The following is a 17,504-nucleotide window of genomic DNA, read 5'->3' as shown; positions in this document are numbered from 1 at the left end:
CGGGGCGGTGTGGGCCAGGGCCTGTCCGGCGGATCAGGGCGGATAGGCCCTAGTGTCCCGAGTCCCATGAATGGAGTCCCCAGCCCAGGATCGGGATGGTATCGGCAGACTGCTTCGATGGGCGGGGCAGTTCGCTGCTTCGTTGTCGCTCGGAAGGATCGCGGAGGTGTATGAGGACGAGCCCGGACGTGAGCTGGGGATTACTTGGGGACCAGCGCACGTGACCGGTCGGAGCGCACCTCGACTCGGCATCGCGCTTGCCGATGTCGCCCGTGCGGAGCCGGCCCCGCGCGTCGATCGCCTCGGCCGTCGCCTCGGGGCGGTCGAGTAGCCCTTCATGACGTTGTGGCCCCGGATGCGGAGCTCGCCGGGCTCGTCGACGTCCGCCTCGGTGCCGTCGCGGCGGGTGACCCGGACCTCCACGCCCCACACCGGAAGGCCGATCGAGCCGGGCTTCGGGCGTCGGGGCCGTCGCCGCCCCCGCCCATGCTCTGCCCCGGCCGCGCGTAGCAGCTCCACGAGGTCGGCATGGGAATGCGTGCTCCAGTAGGCGTGCAGGCACGAAGATCAGCGATCAGTGAGCGCCGCAGCTGGGTGAGCACGAGTTCGTCGGGGAAGTGGAGACTTCGGCGGGGGCTCTGACGGCTCTTGACCTGAGACGGGAGGTGCGCGGAGACTGGTGTACGGAGTATGTGTGCCTCGTAGTTGTACGCGTTTCCCCAGCGCCCCCCACGGCGCGTCACAGAGGGGAGGCCGCGCGATGGCCTTCCGACCCCTGAACCATCCCTCTCCCGGCCGACTGCGCCCCCGCTTCTGGGTGGAGGTCGTCCTGGGAACCCTGTCCGGGCTGCTCTTCGTGATCACTCTCGTCTGGCGCGACTGGATCGAGCTGCTCTTCGGCGTCGAACCGGACGCCGGGAGCGGAGCCCTGGAGTGGCTCATCGTGGCCGTCACGGCCCTGGTCACCGTCCTGTGCGCCCTCGGCGCGAGGATGGAATGGCACCGCATCCACCCGGCCGGCGCGCACACCGCGCGCTAGGCGGTCGGAACGAGGCGGGAGGAGGATTCCGCCATGCCTGAAGGTCCCGAGGACGTCCGGACGCTCGTCCGGCGCGCCCCGCTGAGTTTCGTGGGCACCGTCACGCGACTCGGTGACGCGCGGCTGACGGACGTACCGGTCGATGAACGAACGGCCGTCGTCCAGGTGGACACGGTGCTGCACGCGCCCGAGGCGTTCCAGAAGCTCGCGGGCAACGAGGTGACCGTGCAGCTGGCGGCCGACCTGGAGCCGCCCGCCGTCGGTGAGGCGGCGGCGTTCTTCACCGACGGAATGGTCTACGGCGGCAGTCTCGCCGTCACCGAGGTCGGGCGGCTGCCGGCCGACGAGGTCCAGGAGAACATCGACATGGTGGCCGGGACCGCCGACGCGATGCCGTTCTCCCCGATCGAGCGCGACCTCGCGGAGGAGGACATGGTCGCGCATGCCGCCGCCGCCGACGCCGTCGTGGTCGGCACGGTCGTCGTCCTGGAGCAGATGACCGCCGACCAGCCCTCCGAGCACTACCCCGACTGGTGGCGCGCCCGGATCGACGTGACCACCGTCGAGCAGGGGCAGGTCGAGCCCGGGCCGCTCGACGTGCTGTACCCCAACAGCCTCGACTTCCGCTGGTATACGGCGCCCAAGCCCAAGGCGTCGCAGGAGGGAGTGTGGATCCTGCATGCCACCGAGGGCGAGCTGCGCGCGTGGGCGCCGTTCCAGATCCTCCATCCCGAAGACCACCAGCCGGTGCAGAAGCTCGACACGCTGCAGGCCGCACGGAGGTGAGCGGACATGCCCACAGTGAAGGTCGTCGACATCACGCCCGTCGCCCTGAGCGGCGACCGGACCCAGGACGGCGAGCCCAGCCTCGCGGTCAACCCGGAGCACCCCGACGAGATGGTCGCGACCGCGTTCACACCGGACCCCATGGGTGGCCCGCTCGCCCCGGTCTACGTCTCCACCGACGGCGGGGACACCTGGGTGATGCGCAACATCGTGCCGGGCGGCGCCCTGGGCCTGGGCACCGGAGACATCTCGGTCGGCTTCGCGTCCAAGGGCGGCACCCTGTACGCGGGCATCCTCAACGGCCAGGCAGCCGTGGAGGACATCCTCCGCATGCAGGTGCTGCGCTCCCCCGGGATCTCCTCGACCGCGCCCATGGAGGTGCTCGTCTCGCGCGACGAGGAGGACCAGCCGTGGGTGGTGGCCGGCAGCGTGAACGTGAACGGCACGGTCCGCGACCGCGTCTACGTGGCCAACAACGACTTCGGCCAGGGCACCGGCCAGACCGCGACGGTGGACGTCTCGGGCAGTGCCCGTACGGCGGGGCCGCCGGCCGGCTTCACGCGCCATGCCATCGAACGGCGCACGACCACGGGCCAGGACGGGCCACCGGTGCGGGTGGCCCTGCATCCCGCCGGCACCGTCTACGCGGTGTTCCAGAGCTGGCAGCAGAGGTCGGGGCCGAACGTCTTCTTCGACATCGTGGTCACGCGGGACGACAACGGTGGCGTCGGGGCGACTCCGTTCGAGGACCTCAAGGACGCGGTGGACTCCGCCCCGGGCCAGCGCGTCGACACCGGCCGCTTCGTGAAGTTCGGCGCGATGATGGGGCAGGACCGCCTCGGCGGCGACCTGTCGATCGCGGTGGACCCGACGAACCCCGGAAGCGTCTGGGTGGCGTGGTGCGACCGGGTCGGCGGGCTGACGGGCACGGACTACACCCTGCACGTACGGCACTCCACCGACCACGGGCAGACCTGGTCCACCGACGTGCGCACCATCACCAACGCCAAGAACCCGGCGCTGGCCGTGAGCACCGACTCCCTGCTCGGGCTGGCCAGCCAGCGGTTCCTGGAGGGGGCCTGGAAGACCGTGCTTGAGCTGACGGGCGACGACTGGCGGACGACCCCGGAGCGGCACGTGCTGCACCAGGCACCGGCGAACATCCCGGTGCGGCGGGGCCTGCCGTACCTGGGCGACTACATGCGGCTGCTCACGGTCGACCGGGACTTCTACGGGGTGTTCTCCGGCAACAACACGCCCGACCCGGCCAACTTCCCCGAGGGGGTCACGTACCAGCGCCACGCCGACTTCGCCAGCCACCAGCTGCTCGACCTCGACAACCTGACGCTCGTACCGCCGTCCATCGACCCGTTCTTCTATCACCGGGCCGCCTGACCCGGGCCATGACCGGGGCGCCCGCCGCCGGCGGGCGCCCCGGTCATGGCCGTTGGGCTAGGAGAGTGCGCCGAGGCAGAACTGCACGAGGCCGGCGTCGACGTCGAGGACGATGTTCTCCATCTCCGGCCACGGCGGGTGGAAGTCCATGCCCCATTCGATCGTGAAGGCCAGGATCCTTTCCTCACCCGCCCCGACGATGTGGCGCGCGTACGTGTAGTCGTCGCTGGTGCCGCAGGTCGGGTAGAGGTCGAAGGCGGGCTTGGGGGTGTAGACCTTGCCTCGCACGCCCTTGAGGGCCTTGCAGAACTGCTGGGCGAGCAGGGCGGCGTCGTCGGCGTCCGGTTTCGGAATGAACTCCGCGTAGAGCAGGTCGTCCCGCAGACCGCGCTTGCCGTCGAAGGCCGGGTTCTGGAAGTTCCTGGTCGGGTCGTCCGACTGGCTGTCGTCGTCGCCCCAGACGTAGAGCATGTTCTGGGTGTAGCTGTGGACGTCGACGAACCAGCGGGTGCGGATGAACTGCTCGATCAGCCAGCGGACGTTGCGCGTCTCCGGTTCCGAGAAGGGGGCGGGGCCTTGGTACACCTGGTTGGGGTCGGCCGGGTCGTCCGAGACCCGGACGGGGGCGAGCGGGTGGAAAGCGGTTCTGAAGTCGAAGAGGAAGTCGAAGTTGCGGTTGATGTCGACGCCGATCGCCTGCGGGTCCCCGCCGGACTGGGCCGGGTTGCGGTTGCGACGCCAGTCGGGGTCGACGGTCTGGCTGTAGCGCCGGCCGTCAGGGTTGACGAGCGGGAAGACGACGACGTCGAGTTCCTCGACGACCGTGCGGACCTGGTCGGCGGTGAAGTGCGTACCGCCGTACGCCAGGCCCGCACCGCCCGCGTGCGCGTGCAGCAGGTCGGCCGCGAGGTTGACGAGGATCTCGCAGCTCCCCCACTCCCGGGCGTGCAGGCCGCCGGTGAGGACGACGGCGTCCTTGGGCGCGAGGCGGTGGGTGCCGACGCGCAGGGCGTGGCAGGTGCGGCCCTGGACGGAGGGCTCGGGAAGTTCGATGAGGCCGGTGGTGGCCGGGAACGCGGTGGCCAGGCTGGCCAGACCGGACTCGACCTCGACGACGTTCAGGTACGGCATGGCGTCCCTCCTGGGCCTTTCCTAGGGGTCCTTCACCTTGAGGGCGAGTCCCTGGGGAAGGGCGTCCTCGGGAGCGAAGCGGTCGCCCGTGCCGACCTCGGCCTGGCGGGCCCGTCCGACGGCGGTGGCGTCTTCGACGATGGTGACGGTCACGCCCTCGCGGTCGAGGGCTTCGGCCTCGTCGGGGGTGACGTAGGCGTCGATGGTGCAGCTGCCGTCCTCGGCCTGGCGGACGCGTCCACCGACATCGGGGTGGGCATCGCGCAGGAGGGCGCGCAGGGTGTCGGCGTCCCTGGCGGTGACCCGGGCGCGCAGGATCGTGTGGTCGTCGGACATGACGGGGCCTCCTTCGGGCGCCGTCGGGCCCACATCGGAGAGCGGCAGCCGGGGCCGGCATCGAAGGGCCGGGACCGGGCACGACGGACGGCGCGACGAGTGCTCGCGGGGACGACGGTACATGTACACGTACGCGGTCACGTACGGATATGTTCGATGTGTACCTCGTATCCTCAGCGTGCGCTTCCGCCGTGGAAGGAGTCAAGGGGGGCTCGGGCATGCGGCTGAGCAGGCTGAGCAGGCCGAGCGGGTACGTCCGCGGGGCGGCGGGCTGCGCGGGGCGGCGCTCTCAGAACTCCTCCGGGTGGAGGGGATCGGCGATTCTGAAGCACGCGGACTGGAGTTCGGAGGGAGTGACCACCGGCTCGGCGAAGAGCATGGAGTCCCTGTGCCGGAGGAACCGGTCCGGGAACTTGACCGATCGGAACGAAGCCTGGTTCGGGTCGATTTCCGCCGCCTGGAACACGAAGGTCGACTCCTCGATGACCTGCGCCTTGACCTGCGGGTCCGTGATCCCGGTGAAGAACTTGCTCTCGATGCGGAAGTCGTCGAACGTCGCGATGTGCAGGCAGAACCCCGGCGGAGCGACGGCCCTCACCAGCATTCCGGTCCCGCCGAACGTCGCCAGGCTGGGGCCGGTCCACTGGAACGTGGCGTCACGGCGGTCCTCCTCGGTCTCGATCTTGGCGATGCCGACGACGCCATCGCGGTCGATGATGAAGAAATCGGGGAAGTTGTTCGAGAACAGTGAAAGCTTGAGAACGGCCATGATGTCCGTCCTTCCGCGATGCGTCCACGGTAGTGTCCGAGTACTCGGCCATCTCGGCCGCTGGATTCGGCGCTCGGCCTCAACCACCCCGTGCGTGGCGACGGATGCGAGAGCCGGAGAGGCCATCACGCTCCGGCGTCCGCGGGGTGGGAGCACTGCATCCATGATGCGCCGCCGCGGGGGCCGGCGCCACTACGTCACCACCGTTACCGCTTCAACCACACGACGCTTTCGGTACGGCGGAGTTGACGACGGGCGCTGAGCCACGTCCGGGACGGCACACCCGGGACTTCGGGTTCGGGTTCCAGCCGCGGGTGCGGAGTCCGGGCGGCCCCTCGTCCGGGAAGTCGCCCGGCAACCAGGCCGAGGAGCGCAGCACGCCCTCGCGGGCGAAGCCGTCGCGCTGCGACTCACCGCCCATCGGCTACGCCGTGTCGACGGTGTCCCTACCTGGGGAGAAGTACGTAGTTGTGTGGACTGCGCGACGCATGTCGCGCCGGGCGGAAGGGCGTGATGAGGCGTTGTTGATCTGCGGCATCAAGGCCACACACGACGGCGGGGTGGCCGTCATCGACGGTAACCGGCTTCTGTTCAGTATCGAGGTGGAGAAGCTCGACAACGGGCACCGGTACAGCTACCTGGGCGACCTGGCCCGGGTCACGGAGATCGTGGCCGCCGAGGGCCTGGACGTCCGCGACATCGACCAGTTCGTGATGGACGGCTGGTGGGGGGACGGCGAGGCCGATCACGCCCTCGTCCACACCCGCCGGCAGGGTCGGCCGGTGACGCTCCCCGTCGCGCCCTACCAGGATCGACCCGGCGCCCGGGACCCGCTCCGGCGCTACACCTTCACCGATCACGACTTCACTTCCCGATCTCCCGGCTACGCGAGCTATCACCACGTCAGCAACCATCTCTTCGGTGCCTACTGCACCAGCCCGTTCGCGGCGCACGGCCAGGACGCACTCGCCTTGGTGTGGGACGGCGCCACGGTTCCACGCCTGTACCAGGTCGACGCGACCAGGCGGAAGGCGACGCTCGCGACGGAACTGCTGCCGTTCACCGGCAACAGCTTCGCCGACTTCAGCGCGCAGTTCGCCCCCTTCCGGCTGGCGGCCGAGGCGTAGACGGAGGAGGAAAGCACCCGGCGCCACCTTTCGGTCGCGGGCAAGGCGATGGCCTATGCCGCGCTCGGCCGGGTCGAGAAGTCCGCCTACCCGGTCTTCGACGACATCATCACCGGCTTCCCGGCCACGTCACCCGACAACGCGGAGATCTTCGGGAAGAAGATCACCGCCAACCGCGAAGAGCTGTTTCCCGGGCTGTCGGACGCGGACCTCGTCGCCACGTTTCAGGCGTACCTCGGAAAGCTTCTGCTGAACCGGCTGTCCACCGTGCTCCGGCGTGGGCTGCCAGGCCGTGGTGACTCCACCGGTACGGGCCGCCCGGCCTCCTCTGCGCGGCCCAACCTGGTGATCGGGGGAGGATGCGCGCTGAACATCAAGTGGAACAGCATGCTGCGGGCCAGCGGCCTGCTCGAAGACCTCTGGATCGCACCGTTCCCGAACGACTCGGGTGCCGCGGTCGGCACCGCCGCCTGCGAGATGATCCGGGCGAGCGGCCACACAGCACTGGAGTGGGACGTCTACAGCGGCCCCAGGATCACCGTGGGCGAACTTCCCCAGGACTGGCGGCAAAGCCCCTGTGACGAAGAGCAGTTGGCGGAGCTGCTGCACACCGAGGGGGAACCGGTCGTCGTACTGTGCGGCCGGGCCGAGCTCGGTCCGCGGGCACTGGGAAACCGCAGCATCCTGGCCCCGGCCACCGATCCCGCCATGAAGGACCGGCTCAACCAGCTCAAGGACCGGGCCGGATACCGCCCAGTGGCGCCGGTCTGCCTCACTCCGCACGCGCCGAAGGTCTTCACCCCGGGCACCCGTGACCCGTACATGCTCTTCGAGCACCGCCTGCGGCCCGGCTGGGCCGACCGCATTCCCGCCGTCATCCACCTGGACGGCACCGCACGACTGCAGACCATCGACCCGTCCCAGGACACCGCCACCGCACGCGTTCTGAGCGCCTACGAAAAGCTCAGCGGCATTCCGGTGCTGTGCAACACCAGCGCCAACCGCAACGGGAGGGGATTCTTCCCAGACGTGGCCTCCGCAGCCGAGTGGGGAGGCACTCGCTACATCTGGTCAGACGGAGTGCTGTACACGCGCACGACCGGGGTGTAGCCGCACGTGGCTTACCCGCCGACGTGCTTGCTGCGGTACGAGGGCCTCAGCGGCCTTCCCCCGTGGTGTGAACCGTGCCGCCGGGCGGGGTGAGGCAGCGGCGCACGAGTGCGAGGGTGCGTTCCGTGACCGTGTCGAGGGAGGTGCCCTGTTCGACGGCGGCGAGGGCCGTGTGCAGCATTCCGGCGATCAGGTCGGCCGTGAGCGCGGGCTCGGGAGCGCCGAGCTGCCGGACGGCGGCGCGGAACGGTTCGACCTGTTCCAGGTGGAGTTCCCTCAGCCGTTCTTGGCAGGCGGGATCGAGGCCGGCGTTCATGAGGGCGATGGCGGGCCGGTGTGCGCCTTCGGCACCGAGGCGGAGACTTTCCCTGAAGAACGCCTCGACGCGTTCCAGCGGGCCGTTCGCGGTGGCCAGGGCGCGGGTGAGCGCCTCGTTGGAGCGCCGGAAGGCTTCCTCCGTGATCGTGGCCAGGAGGGCCGCCGAGGAGTCGAAGTACTGGTACACGCTGGAGCGGGCCAGGCCCGCGCGGGCGCCGACCGCCGCCGGTGTGACGGCGGTGGCGCCCTCGTTGACCAGGAGGTCGATCGCCGCCCCGATCAGTGCCTCGCGTTGCTGGGCGCGGTGCTCGGCGACCGTGGAGGCGTTGATCTTCGGCATGCGGGGCGGGCTCCTGGAGGGGTGGACGGGGCCGGGAATGCGGTGCCGGTTGGCGGCCCCGGTCAGGACAGGCGGCCGTCGACCATCTCGTACACCCGGTCGGCAGCGTCCATTATCGCCGTGTCGTGGGTGACCATGACCGTGGCCGTTCCGCGTTCATGGGTCTGCTCGGCGATCAGCCGCACCGCCTCGGCCGAGCGTACGCGGTCCAGCGCCGAGGTGGGTTCGTCCACCAGCAGGACGGCGGGGGAGGTCATCAGGGCGCGAGCCAGGCCCGCGCGCTGGCGCTCGCCGCCCGACAGCTGGTGCGGACGGGAGCCGACGCGGTGGGTCAGTCCGACGGCTTCGATGAGTTCGTCGGCCCGGGCCCGGGCAGCGGTGCCGAGACGGCCGTCGATGTGCAGGGGCAGCAGGAGCTGTTCCCTGACGGTGAGGGAGGCCAGCAGGTTCGACTGCTGGAAGACGAAGCCGATGTGGCGAAGTCGGGTGGCGGTGCGTTCCTTGTCCGAAAGGGCGGTCAGCTCGGTGCCGGCGATGTGCACGGTGCCCGAGGTGGGCCGCTGGAGGCCGCCGGCGACGGCGAGGAGGCTGGACTTGCCGGACCCGGAGGGGCCGACGACGGCGACGAACTCACCGGGGGCGACGGTCAGGCCGACGTGGTCGAGGGCGGTGACGGCGGTATCGCCGTCTCCGAGGGTGAGGGTGACGTCGTTCAGGCGCAGCCCGCCGGAGCGGTCGGTGTCCGCGGCGGCCTGGTGGTCGGTGGCGGGTGTGGTCATCGGGTGGCTCCCAGAGCGGTCAGGGGGTCGACGGCGGTGATGCGGCGGACGGCGACGACGGCGCCCACGGTCCCGAGGGCGATGAGGAGGCCGGAGGAGGTGGCGATGGCCGGGGCGGAGAGGGAGAAGGGGGCCTTGCCGATCATCGCGCTCCCCAGGGCCAGACCGACGGCGGTGCCGAGGGCCGTGGCTCCGACGAGCACGGCGACGACCTGGGCGAGCGCGTCGCGCAGGATGTATCCGGTGGGGGCGCCCAGTGCCTTCATCAGGGCGATCTCGGGCTTGCGCTGGACGGTCCAGACGGTGAAGAACGCGCCGACGACCAGGGCGGAGATGACGTACAGGAAGCCCTTGATCAGGGCCATGGTGCTCGACTCGGCCTCGTAGCCGGGGGACGCGTTGAACGTGGCCTCCTTGGTCTCGGCGAGGGTCCCGGTTGCCTTTTCCACCGCCGCGATGTCGGCGCCCGGCTTCAGGGTCAGGGCGACGGCAGTGGCCTGTCGGCTCGCGGCCTCGGGCAGGTCGCCAGGCAGGCCGTAGTGCAGGTGCCGCCACGTGTCGAGGTCGGCGTAGGCGACGCCGATGTGGCCGTAGGAGATGGTCTCGTCGACCAGCCCCACGACTTTCAGCTGCACCCCGCTCTTGTCAGCGGTCAGCACATCGCCGATCTCTACGCCCAGGTCGGCGATCTCCCGGGTGATCACGATGCCCGCACTGCCCTCCTTCAGGCCGTCACCCTTGCTGGGGCTGGGTGCCAGGGGGGAGTCCGGTGCCATGCCGAAGACGGCGAGGTTGACCTGCTCGCCCTTCTTCGCGCCCTGGGTCACCTGGGCGTTGGCCAGGGTGTTCCCGAACGGTTCCGCCCGCTCCACGCCGGGGGCCTTGGACCAGGCCTGCCAGTCCTCCTCCTCCACGGTCGAGCGGGAGAACTGCTCGCTGGTCGCCTTCTCGTCGAAGGCCATGTGGGTCACGGGCAGCGCGCGCAGACCGGATATACCGGCGTCCGCCAGACCGGAGGCGAGTCCGGACAGGAGGACGCCGAGCACGGCGATGAGCGCGACCACCGCGCCCATCAGGGCGAAGCGACCGCGGGCGAAGCGCAGATCGCGTAGGGCGAGGAACACGGAATTCTCCGAGCGATGAAGGTGATGGGGGCACGACGACCGAGCACGTCAGCCACGTCAGCTCTTTGCTTGAACTTGACGACTCGCGTGTCGGCATCTTATCGGATGTTGCCGACACTCGTGTCGGTACGTTGTCGCCGTGAGGGGCTGCCGGGTCCGGCTGGACCGTGCCGGGGTCTCGGATTCCGGACGATCATGAGCGGGTGTGGGCGGTCAAATCCCGAACAATTTCCGCGACGGTGCAGGTCAGCGGATCGTTCGAGCTTGGACCGCCTGTGGCGTCCGCGCCCGGAAGGCGGGGTGGAGTACCGGAGCACCGCCTCTCAACTGGCCGAACGACCAGTCGGTAGGGGTCTGTTCGAGGGCGCGGCCGGAAAGGTGCGACCACACGTGCGATCACCCTCCGCGTCGACAAGACTCCGGTGCGCAGCCAGTCGGCTCGCATCACCCCTGTCACCCCGCGAAGGGACACCCCCGTGCGCTACTTCCGTACCCTTGGTGCCACCGCGTTCGCCACCGCGACCGGCCTCGCCCTCGTCGGCACGGCCTTCACCGGCACCGGCACCGCCGAGGCGGCGCCGGCGAGCCTCTACGCGCCGTCGGCGCTCGTACTCACCCTCAGCGAGGGCGCGCACCCGGCCACCGACACCGTCGTCCGTGCGGTCACCCTGACCTGCGCCCCCGTCCCGTCCGGCAGCCACCCCGCACCGGAAGCGGCCTGCATGGAACTGGCCGCAGCGGGCGGCGACTTCACGAGCCTGACGGGCTTACGGGAAGGCCGCCCCTGTACGCGCGAGTGGAACCCGGTCACGATCACCGGTGACGGCGTCTGGCAGGGCCGACGCGTGACCTGGTCGGCGACCTACGGCAACCCGTGCCAACTGCGGGCCCGCACCGCGGACAGCACGGTCTTCGCGTTCTGACGGACCCCGGGAAGGACTCACCTCAGCCACTCCCGGTTGCTGCTCGCCCGGCAGCTTTGGAAAATGGTGATTGAGCTCCGGCTCTTCGCCGGGGTGTGGCTGGTGGAGCTCCCACCGCACTTTCCCACCGCACCGGGAGCCGGTGATCGGGGGCCGGATGCCCAGGATTCCACGCGGCGTGGCCGACGCGGCTGCCGGACGGGCCGTGGTACGCGACCGCCAGGGCACACTCATCGCACTGGATCTGGAGACCGGCGCGGTGTCGTGGCGTCAGGGGCGCGATCTGCGGCCCTGCGCGCTGGTGGCCGGGACCGTGGTGGCTCTGCGCATCGGTGCCTCGCCCGTGCTGGTCGTCGAGCTGTTCGACGTGGGTGACGGAAGGGAACGCTGGGCGTCGCCTTCCGTCGCCCTGCCGGCGTGGGCTCGGCCGACGCTGCACGACTCGCCCGAGTTCAGCGTGGACACGGCGGGGGACCGGGACCCGGTCGTGATCCGGTGGACCGCCCGGGCCCTGTACCGGGGCGGGGCGCCACCCGGTCCCGAGGTGGCGGGGAGTCAGTCCCGCACGGAGCACGGTGCCCTGCGGATCGGCGTGGCGAGTCCGTCGGTGTCGACGGAGCCGCAGGCCGGGGCGGCGACCGAGGCGGAGGTCCCGCCGCCGCACCCGCCGCTCGCCGCCGACGTCCTGGAATACGGGCAGGTGGGCGACCTTCGCATGGAGCTGACCGTGCGCCCCGGCGTGGACGCCGTCGTACTGCGGGCGGTGGACGTCCGTACCGCTTCTGCCGTCTGGGAGGTGGTGCTCGACGAGACGGCCGGGAGCCGTCCCCGCACACTCCGTCCGTAGCCATGCCGAGCATGGATCCCCTCGTACCCAGAGGCGGCGCATCATGACCATCTCGGACGAACAACTCGCTCAGGCCAAGGACATCAGCGTCGAGCAGGTGCGACTGCTCCGCAAGAGCCGGGGGGCCACGAACGAGACACTCGACGGCCTGTCCGTCGCGGCGGTGCGACGGGCACTGCGCCGCCTCGACTACCCCGACCTGCCCAACGCACGGCTGCTGTTCCGGCTCGAACAGGAACGCGGCGACGACGGTGCGGTGCCCCCGCACGCCCAGGGGACGGCACGGGCCCGGATGCGCTCCCTGGTGCGGAGCGCCCCTCCGGCTCCGGAGACGGCCGGAGTGCCGACCGGTCATCTCCGGGGCGCCCGCCCGGACAGGCCGGCGCCGACGGCGGGGATGGCGCTCACCCGATGGGAGTGGCTCGGTCCCGGCAACATCGGCGGTCGCACCCGGGCGATCGTGATCGACCCGGGCCACCCGAACAAGATGTGGGCCGCGAGCGCCGGCGGCGGCGTGTGGATCACCCGCAACGGCGGCGCGAAGTGGGCGCCCGTGGACGACTTCCTCGGCAACCTCGCCTGCGCGTGCATGGCGATGGACCCCTCGGACCCGTCGACGATCTACGTGGGCACCGGCGAGGGCTTCTCGAACGCCGACCTCCTCCGCGGCAACGGCATCTTCCGCACCACCGACGCGACCACGTGGGCACCCCTGCCGGCCACGCAGACCCCGGACTTCCGCGCCGTGAACCGGATCGCGGTCTCCTCATCGGGTGCGGTGGTCCTCGCGGCCACCGACACCGGACTGTTCCGCAGCTCCGATCCGGCGCGGGCGACGTGGACCCGGGTCCTGGACATCCCGCCCGGCCAGGTCGTGTTCGATCCGGGCGACGACGACCGGGCGGTCGCCGGCGCACTCGGCGCGGGCGAGGCCTGGTTCAGCGCCGACGGCGGGCTCACCTGGCAGGCGGCCACGCACGGCCCGTGGTCGGGCCGCGTCGAACTCGCCTACGCGGTGCAGGATCCGACGATCGTGTACGCCTCGGTGCAGGCGCAGACCGGCCGCATCTTCCGGTCCACCGACGGCGGCAGGACCTATCGGAGCAGACAGACCCGGGACCCGGACGGCCACGTGGCCGACTACCTGGGTGACCAGGGCTGGTACAGCAACGCGATCTGGGCCGGGGACCCGACGGACGCGAACCTGCTGGTCACCGGTGGCGTCAATCTGTGGCGGAGTACGGACGGCGGCGACCATCTGGCCGAGATCAGCACCTGGTGGGACCCGGCCTCGGCGCACGCCGACCACCACGCCATCGTCTCGCACCCCTCCTACGACGGGACGCAGAACAGAACGGTGTTCTTCGGCAACGACGGCGGGGTGTTCAAGGCCGCCGACCTCGCCGTGGTGGGGACGGAGCCGAAGGCGCCGTTCGTCGACGGCTGGACCGAGCTGGACAACAACTACGGCGTCACGCAGTTCTACGGCGGAGCGGGAAACACCGTCAGCGGAAAGATCATCGGCGGCGCGCAGGACAACGGCACGCTCCTCTTCGACCCCGCGGCCGGGACCGAGGGCTGGGCCGAGTTCCAGGGCGGTGACGGCGGCTGGTGCGCCTGCGACCCGACCGACCCCGACGTCCTCTACGGCGAGTACGCCTTCCTGAACATCCACCGCAACGACGACGGCGGCGCCACCGACGATCCCGACCGGTACATCAGCGGCCAGTTCTGGAACCCCGCGATTCCCGGCTGGGACTGGAAGCCGGTGCCGTTCCGGATCCCCGACGCCAAGAACCAGCAGGCACTCTTCATCGCGCCGTTCGTCATGGATCCGAGCAACCCGCGGCGGCTCCTCGCCGGCGGCCTCTCGCTGTGGCGGACGAACAACGCGAAGGCGGCGAACACGCCGACCTCGGGGCCCAGCTGGCGGTCGATCAAGCCCAGCGCGGGATCGCTCATCAGCGCGCTCGCCGTGGCCCCGGCCGACTCCGACATCGTCTGGGTGGGCCACCGCAACGGCATGGTCTTCCACACCACCGACGGCACGGCGGCGACGCCGACCTGGGCGCGCGTCGGAGTGATCGGACCGAGTCCGCTGAGCCCCCAGCGGTACTGCACGTGCATCACCGCCCACCCGGGGGACGTGAACAGCGCCTACGTCGCCTTCGGCGGGTTCGAGCCCGGCAACCTGTGGGTGACGAACGACGGCGGCGCGGAGTGGAAGGACCTCTCCCCGACGCTGCCCGCCGCTCCCGTACGGGCGCTCGCCGTGCATCCGCGGCGCCACGCGTTCCTGTACTGCGGCACCGAGGTCGGCCTCTTCGCGAGCGAGGACCGGGGGACGACCTGGTCGCCGACGAACGAGGGCCCGGCCAACTGCTCGGTCGACGACCTGTTCTGGATGGACGAGACCCTGGTCTGTGTGACCCACGGCCGCGGCATGTTCCGGATCGACCTCTCTTCGGTCTGACGGCCTCCGATGGTGAAGGTGAGCACGATGTTGCGCAACGTACGCCTGCGGGGCCGGATCGAAGCGATCGCGGCCGCCCTCTGCGGAGTGTTGTTCCTCCTGACCCCGGTCTGGCCGACCTGGATCGAGGGGGTCTTCGGAGTGGACCCCGACCAGAACGGCGGAGCCCTGGAAGCGGTCGTCGTCGGGGTCGCCCTGGTCGCCACGATCACGTTCTCGCTGCTCGCACGCGCTGAATACCGCAAGGCACGCGCGGTGCGGACCTGAGACACCCTCCTACGAGGGTCTGCGTGGGCCACGCCATGTCGTCGACGGCGAGGAACGGCTCGCCGGCCACGGTCGCGGGGGTCGCCCCGGTCAGCGCCATGACGTCCCGGTGCAGGTGGGACTGGTCGGCGTAGCCGGTGTCGGCCGCGACGCGGGCCGCGTCTTCACCCGCGACCAGGCGGTGGGCGGCGTGATCGAAGCGGACCAGCCTCGCGGCGCGCTTGGGCGGCAGGCCGAGTTGCGACCGGAACCGGGACCACAGCCGCTTCCGGCTCCACCCGACCTCGTCCGCGAGTCCCTCGATCCGGACCAGACCACGGCCGGCGACGATCCGGTGCCAGGCCCAGGCCACCTCGGCGTCCACCGGCGGCCCCGTCTCGTACCGGCGGGCGAGCAGCAGGTCCGTCCCCGCGCCCGGACCGCGCCTCCGGTGCCGAGCCCGGGCCCGGCGACGAGGCTTCCCCGCTGCTGCCCCGAGGCACAGTCCAGGACGGGTGTCCCGTCGCCGAACTCCAGGAGCAGCGTCACGGCCGGGTGCGGGACGATCCGGAGCGCGTCCAGGTCGGGGACCCGGAACCCGGCCATGGTGACACCGGGCACCGGGCTGGGCAGCCGCGGGCACGCGACGCCCCACGTGGCCGCACCGTGCGCGAACGTCTGCATCGTTCCATGATGCTCCGCGCGCCGGACGGCGGGAACATTCGTCCAATACGCCGGAGCGCACCGGCGCGGACGATCGGCTCATGAATGTTCGCGACGAAAGGAGCGGTCCCATGCGGATCCTCGTCTCAGGGGCCGGTGTCGCCGGACCGGTGCTGGCCTACTGGCTCACCCGGCACGGCTTCTCCGTCACCGTCGTCGAATGCGCACCGGCCCCGCGCAGGACCGGCGGCCACGCGGTCGACCTCTTCCGGCCCGCGATGACCGTCTCCGACAAGATGGGGGTTCTGCCGCGCATCGAGGAACGGGCCACCGGCACGACCCGGTTAGCCGTCCACCCGGAGGGCTCACGCCGTCCCGTCCGGGCGGACCTCTCCAAGATCTTCGGCGCCGCCTCCGACCGGCACGTCGAGATCACGCGCGACGACCTGAACGAGATCTACTACGACGCCACGCGCGACGACGTCGAGTACGTCTTCGGCGACTCGGTCACCGCGATCTCGCCCGACGGCGAGGTGCGGTTCGAACAGGCCCCTCCGCGCCGCTTCGACCTCGTCGTCGGCGCGGACGGGCTGCACTCCACCGTGCGTCGCCTCGTGTTCGGCGAGGAGCCCCGCCACCACGCCTTCATCGGGGCCTACTTCGGGGTGCTGACCCTGCCGAACGCCTCGGGCCTCGACGGCGAACTCCTCATGCACGTCGGTGTCGGCCGCACCGTCGGCATGTACGGCGCACGCCACCTGGGCGACGCGCGGGCGCTGTTCCTGTTCCGGAGCGAGCGCGAACTCGACTGCGACCACCGCGACGTGCCCGGGCAGAAGGAGCTGCTGCGCGGCGCGTTCGCGGGCATGCACGCCGATGTGGACCGCTGGCTCGACGAGCTCGACCGCACCCCGGCGTTCTACTTCGACTGCATCACCCAGCTGCGCATGGACACATGGTCGCGGGGGAGGGTGACGCTCGTCGGCGACGCCGGCTACAGCCCCGGTCCCGCCGTCGGCGGCAGCACCAGCCTGGCCGTCGTCGGCGCGTACGTGCTGGCGGGGGAGCTGGCGCGGGCGGGTGGCGACCACGAGCGCGCGTTCCCCGCGTACGAGCGCGCGATGGCGGAGTACGTACGCGGCAGCCGCGCGGCCGCGCTGAGCGCCGCGAAGACCCTGGTCCCCACGTCCCGTCTGGGCGTACGAGGACTGGCCCAGGGCGCCCGCCTGATCTCCGCCCTGCCCGCGGGCCCGAGCCGCGCCCTTCTCCGCCTCACCACGAGGAGCGCGCGCCTCCACGACTCCGTGACGGTCGACGACTACCCGGGGGCGTTCAGTCGGGACCCGACCAGTCGAAGGTGATGGTCTTGCTGGACTTCCCGCTGCGGTCCCAGGAGAAGCCGAAGGCGTCGACCTGGTCGGTGAGGGCGCGGCCCCACGTGGCGAGCTGACCCGGGCCGGTCTCGCAGCCGGGAAGGTTGGTCGACTGGACGCGGGCGCCCTCCGGGGTGGTCGGGCCGGTGAGGGCCTCGCCGCGGGCCTCGATCAGTCCGGGGACGGATGCCCGCCAGGTGGCGAGGTCCTCGTCGATCTCCACTTCGATCGGCGCGAAGTCCATGCCCCGCACCTCGAACGCCCCCATGCTCACCAGCTGCGCGGGCCAGCTGCCGGCCTGCCCGCTGAAGATCATCTGCAGGGCCTGGCGCTGCCCCTCGTCGGCGCGCTCGTCGAAGACGAACGCCGCGTACGAGTCGGAGTGCTCCGCCCAGACGTTGCCGACGAAGGCGCCGAGCATCACCATGTTCAGGCCGTCCAGCCGGACGTCTCCGTAACTGCCCTCGCGTATGTGCCACACCAGGATGCCTTCGCAGTCGCCGGTGGACGGCGGCTGGGCGAACGAGCACGGACACGGGATGTCGCACTTGCACACGTCGAACCAGTCGCCCGCCACACGCCAGGCGGGCACGGCCTCTGCCGCCTGCGTCATCGTTCTCACCCCTCAATCGGCTTTTCCCCTCCCTTCCATCGTGCGCTCGGGCCAAGGCGGCGGCCAGCGGTGCGAGCGGCGCGAGCGGTTTGCGGTCGCCCGGATCCGTGCT

At 70.9% G+C, this 17,504-nt stretch carries 17 protein-coding genes and 2 pseudogenes; 10 read left to right on the top strand and 9 right to left on the bottom strand.

The window, feature by feature from the left end:
• Positions 1-33 precede the first annotated feature (33 nt).
• Positions 34-558 (bottom strand): AMP-binding protein, encoded by a 525-nt coding sequence (locus tag ACZ7HT_RS21120; RefSeq protein WP_471168293.1) that lies wholly within the window; start codon positions 556-558, stop codon positions 34-36.
• A 202-nt stretch (positions 559-760) separates the two neighbouring features.
• Here ACZ7HT_RS21120 and ACZ7HT_RS21115 point away from each other — a divergent pair, with 202 nt between their 5' ends.
• The 3 genes from ACZ7HT_RS21115 to ACZ7HT_RS21105 are packed head-to-tail and all read left to right on the top strand — an operon-like array spanning position 761 to position 3,220.
• On the top strand, positions 761-1,039 hold the full coding sequence (locus tag ACZ7HT_RS21115; RefSeq protein ID WP_471167936.1) for an ABC transporter permease: 279 nt from the start codon (positions 761-763) through the stop codon (positions 1,037-1,039).
• Positions 1,040-1,072: 33 nt separating this feature from the next.
• Positions 1,073-1,825 (top strand): hypothetical protein, encoded by a 753-nt coding sequence (locus ACZ7HT_RS21110; protein ID WP_471167934.1) that lies wholly within the window; start codon positions 1,073-1,075, stop codon positions 1,823-1,825.
• Positions 1,826-1,831: 6 nt separating this feature from the next.
• Complete coding sequence (locus ACZ7HT_RS21105) at positions 1,832-3,220, top strand: hypothetical protein (protein ID WP_471167932.1); 1,389 nt, start codon at positions 1,832-1,834, stop codon at positions 3,218-3,220.
• 57 nt (positions 3,221-3,277) lie between these two features.
• On the opposite strand, the gene ACZ7HT_RS21100 is transcribed toward ACZ7HT_RS21105, so the two are convergent.
• The 3 genes from ACZ7HT_RS21100 to ACZ7HT_RS21090 form a co-directional block, all read right to left on the bottom strand.
• Positions 3,278-4,351 (bottom strand): M14 family metallopeptidase, encoded by a 1,074-nt coding sequence (locus tag ACZ7HT_RS21100; protein WP_471167929.1) that lies wholly within the window; start codon positions 4,349-4,351, stop codon positions 3,278-3,280.
• Positions 4,352-4,372: 21 nt separating this feature from the next.
• Positions 4,373-4,687, bottom strand: a complete 315-nt coding sequence (locus tag ACZ7HT_RS21095) for a hypothetical protein (protein ID WP_471167926.1) — start codon at positions 4,685-4,687, stop codon at positions 4,373-4,375.
• Between the two features lie 289 nt (positions 4,688-4,976).
• Complete coding sequence (locus ACZ7HT_RS21090) at positions 4,977-5,621, bottom strand: AbfB domain-containing protein (protein WP_471167923.1); 645 nt, start codon at positions 5,619-5,621, stop codon at positions 4,977-4,979.
• A 323-nt stretch (positions 5,622-5,944) separates the two neighbouring features.
• On the opposite strand from ACZ7HT_RS21090, the pseudogene ACZ7HT_RS21085 reads away from it, so the two are divergent.
• Together ACZ7HT_RS21085 and ACZ7HT_RS21080 are read left to right on the top strand one after the other, a co-directional pair.
• Positions 5,945-7,039, top strand: a pseudogene (locus ACZ7HT_RS21085) (carbamoyltransferase N-terminal domain-containing protein); the annotation flags it as partial.
• A 21-nt stretch (positions 7,040-7,060) separates the two neighbouring features.
• Positions 7,061-7,693 carry a carbamoyltransferase C-terminal domain-containing protein gene (locus ACZ7HT_RS21080; RefSeq protein ID WP_471168290.1) on the top strand — a complete coding sequence of 211 codons (633 nt, stop codon included), beginning with the start codon at positions 7,061-7,063 and terminating at the stop codon, positions 7,691-7,693.
• A 46-nt stretch (positions 7,694-7,739) separates the two neighbouring features.
• Here the strand turns inward: ACZ7HT_RS21080 and ACZ7HT_RS21075 are convergent, their stop codons facing one another.
• The 3 genes from ACZ7HT_RS21075 to ACZ7HT_RS21065 form a co-directional block, all read right to left on the bottom strand.
• On the bottom strand, positions 7,740-8,351 hold the full coding sequence (locus tag ACZ7HT_RS21075) for a TetR/AcrR family transcriptional regulator (protein WP_471167921.1): 612 nt from the start codon (positions 8,349-8,351) through the stop codon (positions 7,740-7,742).
• Positions 8,352-8,413: 62 nt separating this feature from the next.
• Positions 8,414-9,130, bottom strand: a complete 717-nt coding sequence (locus tag ACZ7HT_RS21070) for an ABC transporter ATP-binding protein (protein ID WP_471167918.1) — start codon at positions 9,128-9,130, stop codon at positions 8,414-8,416.
• Positions 9,127-10,254, bottom strand: a complete 1,128-nt coding sequence (locus ACZ7HT_RS21065) for an ABC transporter permease (RefSeq protein WP_471167915.1) — start codon at positions 10,252-10,254, stop codon at positions 9,127-9,129. The genes ACZ7HT_RS21070 and ACZ7HT_RS21065 overlap by 4 nt, the downstream gene beginning before the upstream one ends.
• A gap of 476 nt (positions 10,255-10,730) precedes the next feature.
• Between ACZ7HT_RS21065 and ACZ7HT_RS21060 the strand changes: the two genes are divergently transcribed.
• The 4 genes from ACZ7HT_RS21060 to ACZ7HT_RS21045 all read left to right on the top strand — a co-directional run bounded on the left by ACZ7HT_RS21060 (position 10,731) and on the right by ACZ7HT_RS21045 (position 14,764).
• The gene (locus ACZ7HT_RS21060) at positions 10,731-11,177 is read left to right on the top strand and encodes a subtilase-type protease inhibitor (protein WP_471167912.1); all 447 of its coding nucleotides are present in this window, start codon (positions 10,731-10,733) and stop codon (positions 11,175-11,177) included.
• A 178-nt stretch (positions 11,178-11,355) separates the two neighbouring features.
• Complete coding sequence (locus tag ACZ7HT_RS21055) at positions 11,356-12,024, top strand: PQQ-binding-like beta-propeller repeat protein (protein ID WP_471167909.1); 669 nt, start codon at positions 11,356-11,358, stop codon at positions 12,022-12,024.
• Between the two features lie 43 nt (positions 12,025-12,067).
• Entirely contained in the window at positions 12,068-14,497 is a 2,430-nt protein-coding gene (locus tag ACZ7HT_RS21050; RefSeq protein ID WP_471167907.1) for a WD40/YVTN/BNR-like repeat-containing protein, read from the top strand.
• Positions 14,498-14,524: 27 nt separating this feature from the next.
• Positions 14,525-14,764: an ABC transporter permease gene (locus ACZ7HT_RS21045; protein WP_471167904.1), complete on the top strand. Its 240-nt coding sequence runs from the start codon at positions 14,525-14,527 to the stop codon at positions 14,762-14,764.
• Here ACZ7HT_RS21045 and ACZ7HT_RS21040 read toward each other — a convergent pair.
• A pseudogene (locus ACZ7HT_RS21040) lies at positions 14,706-15,427 on the bottom strand (AraC family transcriptional regulator). The gene ACZ7HT_RS21045 and the pseudogene ACZ7HT_RS21040 overlap by 59 nt on opposite strands.
• Positions 15,428-15,537: 110 nt before the next feature.
• Between ACZ7HT_RS21040 and ACZ7HT_RS21035 the strand changes: the two are divergent.
• The gene (locus tag ACZ7HT_RS21035; RefSeq protein ID WP_471167902.1) at positions 15,538-16,767 is read left to right on the top strand and encodes an FAD-dependent monooxygenase; all 1,230 of its coding nucleotides are present in this window, start codon (positions 15,538-15,540) and stop codon (positions 16,765-16,767) included.
• On the opposite strand, the gene ACZ7HT_RS21030 is transcribed toward ACZ7HT_RS21035, so the two are convergent.
• Complete coding sequence (locus tag ACZ7HT_RS21030) at positions 16,739-17,392, bottom strand: DUF1326 domain-containing protein (protein WP_471167899.1); 654 nt, start codon at positions 17,390-17,392, stop codon at positions 16,739-16,741. The genes ACZ7HT_RS21035 and ACZ7HT_RS21030 overlap by 29 nt on opposite strands.
• Positions 17,393-17,504: the final 112 nt, after the last annotated feature.

The sequence above is a fragment of the Streptomyces sp. NPDC037410 genome (genome assembly GCF_055602235.1).
Note: the sequence above shows the minus strand (reverse complement) of the source record. Positions and strands in the feature narration are given on the sequence as shown.

Excerpts from the sequence above, each read along its gene's own strand:
- ACZ7HT_RS21115 (WP_471167936.1), top strand. The coding sequence starts at position 761 with ATGGCCTTCCGACCCCTGAACCATCCCTCTCCCGGCCGACTGCGCCCC.
- ACZ7HT_RS21110 (WP_471167934.1), top strand. The coding sequence starts at position 1,073 with ATGCCTGAAGGTCCCGAGGACGTCCGGACGCTCGTCCGGCGCGCCCCG.
- ACZ7HT_RS21105 (WP_471167932.1), top strand. The coding sequence starts at position 1,832 with ATGCCCACAGTGAAGGTCGTCGACATCACGCCCGTCGCCCTGAGCGGC.
- ACZ7HT_RS21100 (WP_471167929.1), bottom strand. The coding sequence starts at position 4,351 with ATGCCGTACCTGAACGTCGTCGAGGTCGAGTCCGGTCTGGCCAGCCTG.
- ACZ7HT_RS21095 (WP_471167926.1), bottom strand. The coding sequence starts at position 4,687 with ATGTCCGACGACCACACGATCCTGCGCGCCCGGGTCACCGCCAGGGAC.
- ACZ7HT_RS21090 (WP_471167923.1), bottom strand. The coding sequence starts at position 5,621 with ATGGATGCAGTGCTCCCACCCCGCGGACGCCGGAGCGTGATGGCCTCT.
- ACZ7HT_RS21080 (WP_471168290.1), top strand. The coding sequence starts at position 7,061 with ATGATCCGGGCGAGCGGCCACACAGCACTGGAGTGGGACGTCTACAGC.
- ACZ7HT_RS21075 (WP_471167921.1), bottom strand. The coding sequence starts at position 8,351 with ATGCCGAAGATCAACGCCTCCACGGTCGCCGAGCACCGCGCCCAGCAA.
- ACZ7HT_RS21070 (WP_471167918.1), bottom strand. The coding sequence starts at position 9,130 with ATGACCACACCCGCCACCGACCACCAGGCCGCCGCGGACACCGACCGC.
- ACZ7HT_RS21050 (WP_471167907.1), top strand. The coding sequence starts at position 12,068 with ATGACCATCTCGGACGAACAACTCGCTCAGGCCAAGGACATCAGCGTC.
- ACZ7HT_RS21045 (WP_471167904.1), top strand. The coding sequence starts at position 14,525 with ATGTTGCGCAACGTACGCCTGCGGGGCCGGATCGAAGCGATCGCGGCC.
- ACZ7HT_RS21035 (WP_471167902.1), top strand. The coding sequence starts at position 15,538 with ATGCGGATCCTCGTCTCAGGGGCCGGTGTCGCCGGACCGGTGCTGGCC.
- ACZ7HT_RS21030 (WP_471167899.1), bottom strand. The coding sequence starts at position 17,392 with ATGACGCAGGCGGCAGAGGCCGTGCCCGCCTGGCGTGTGGCGGGCGAC.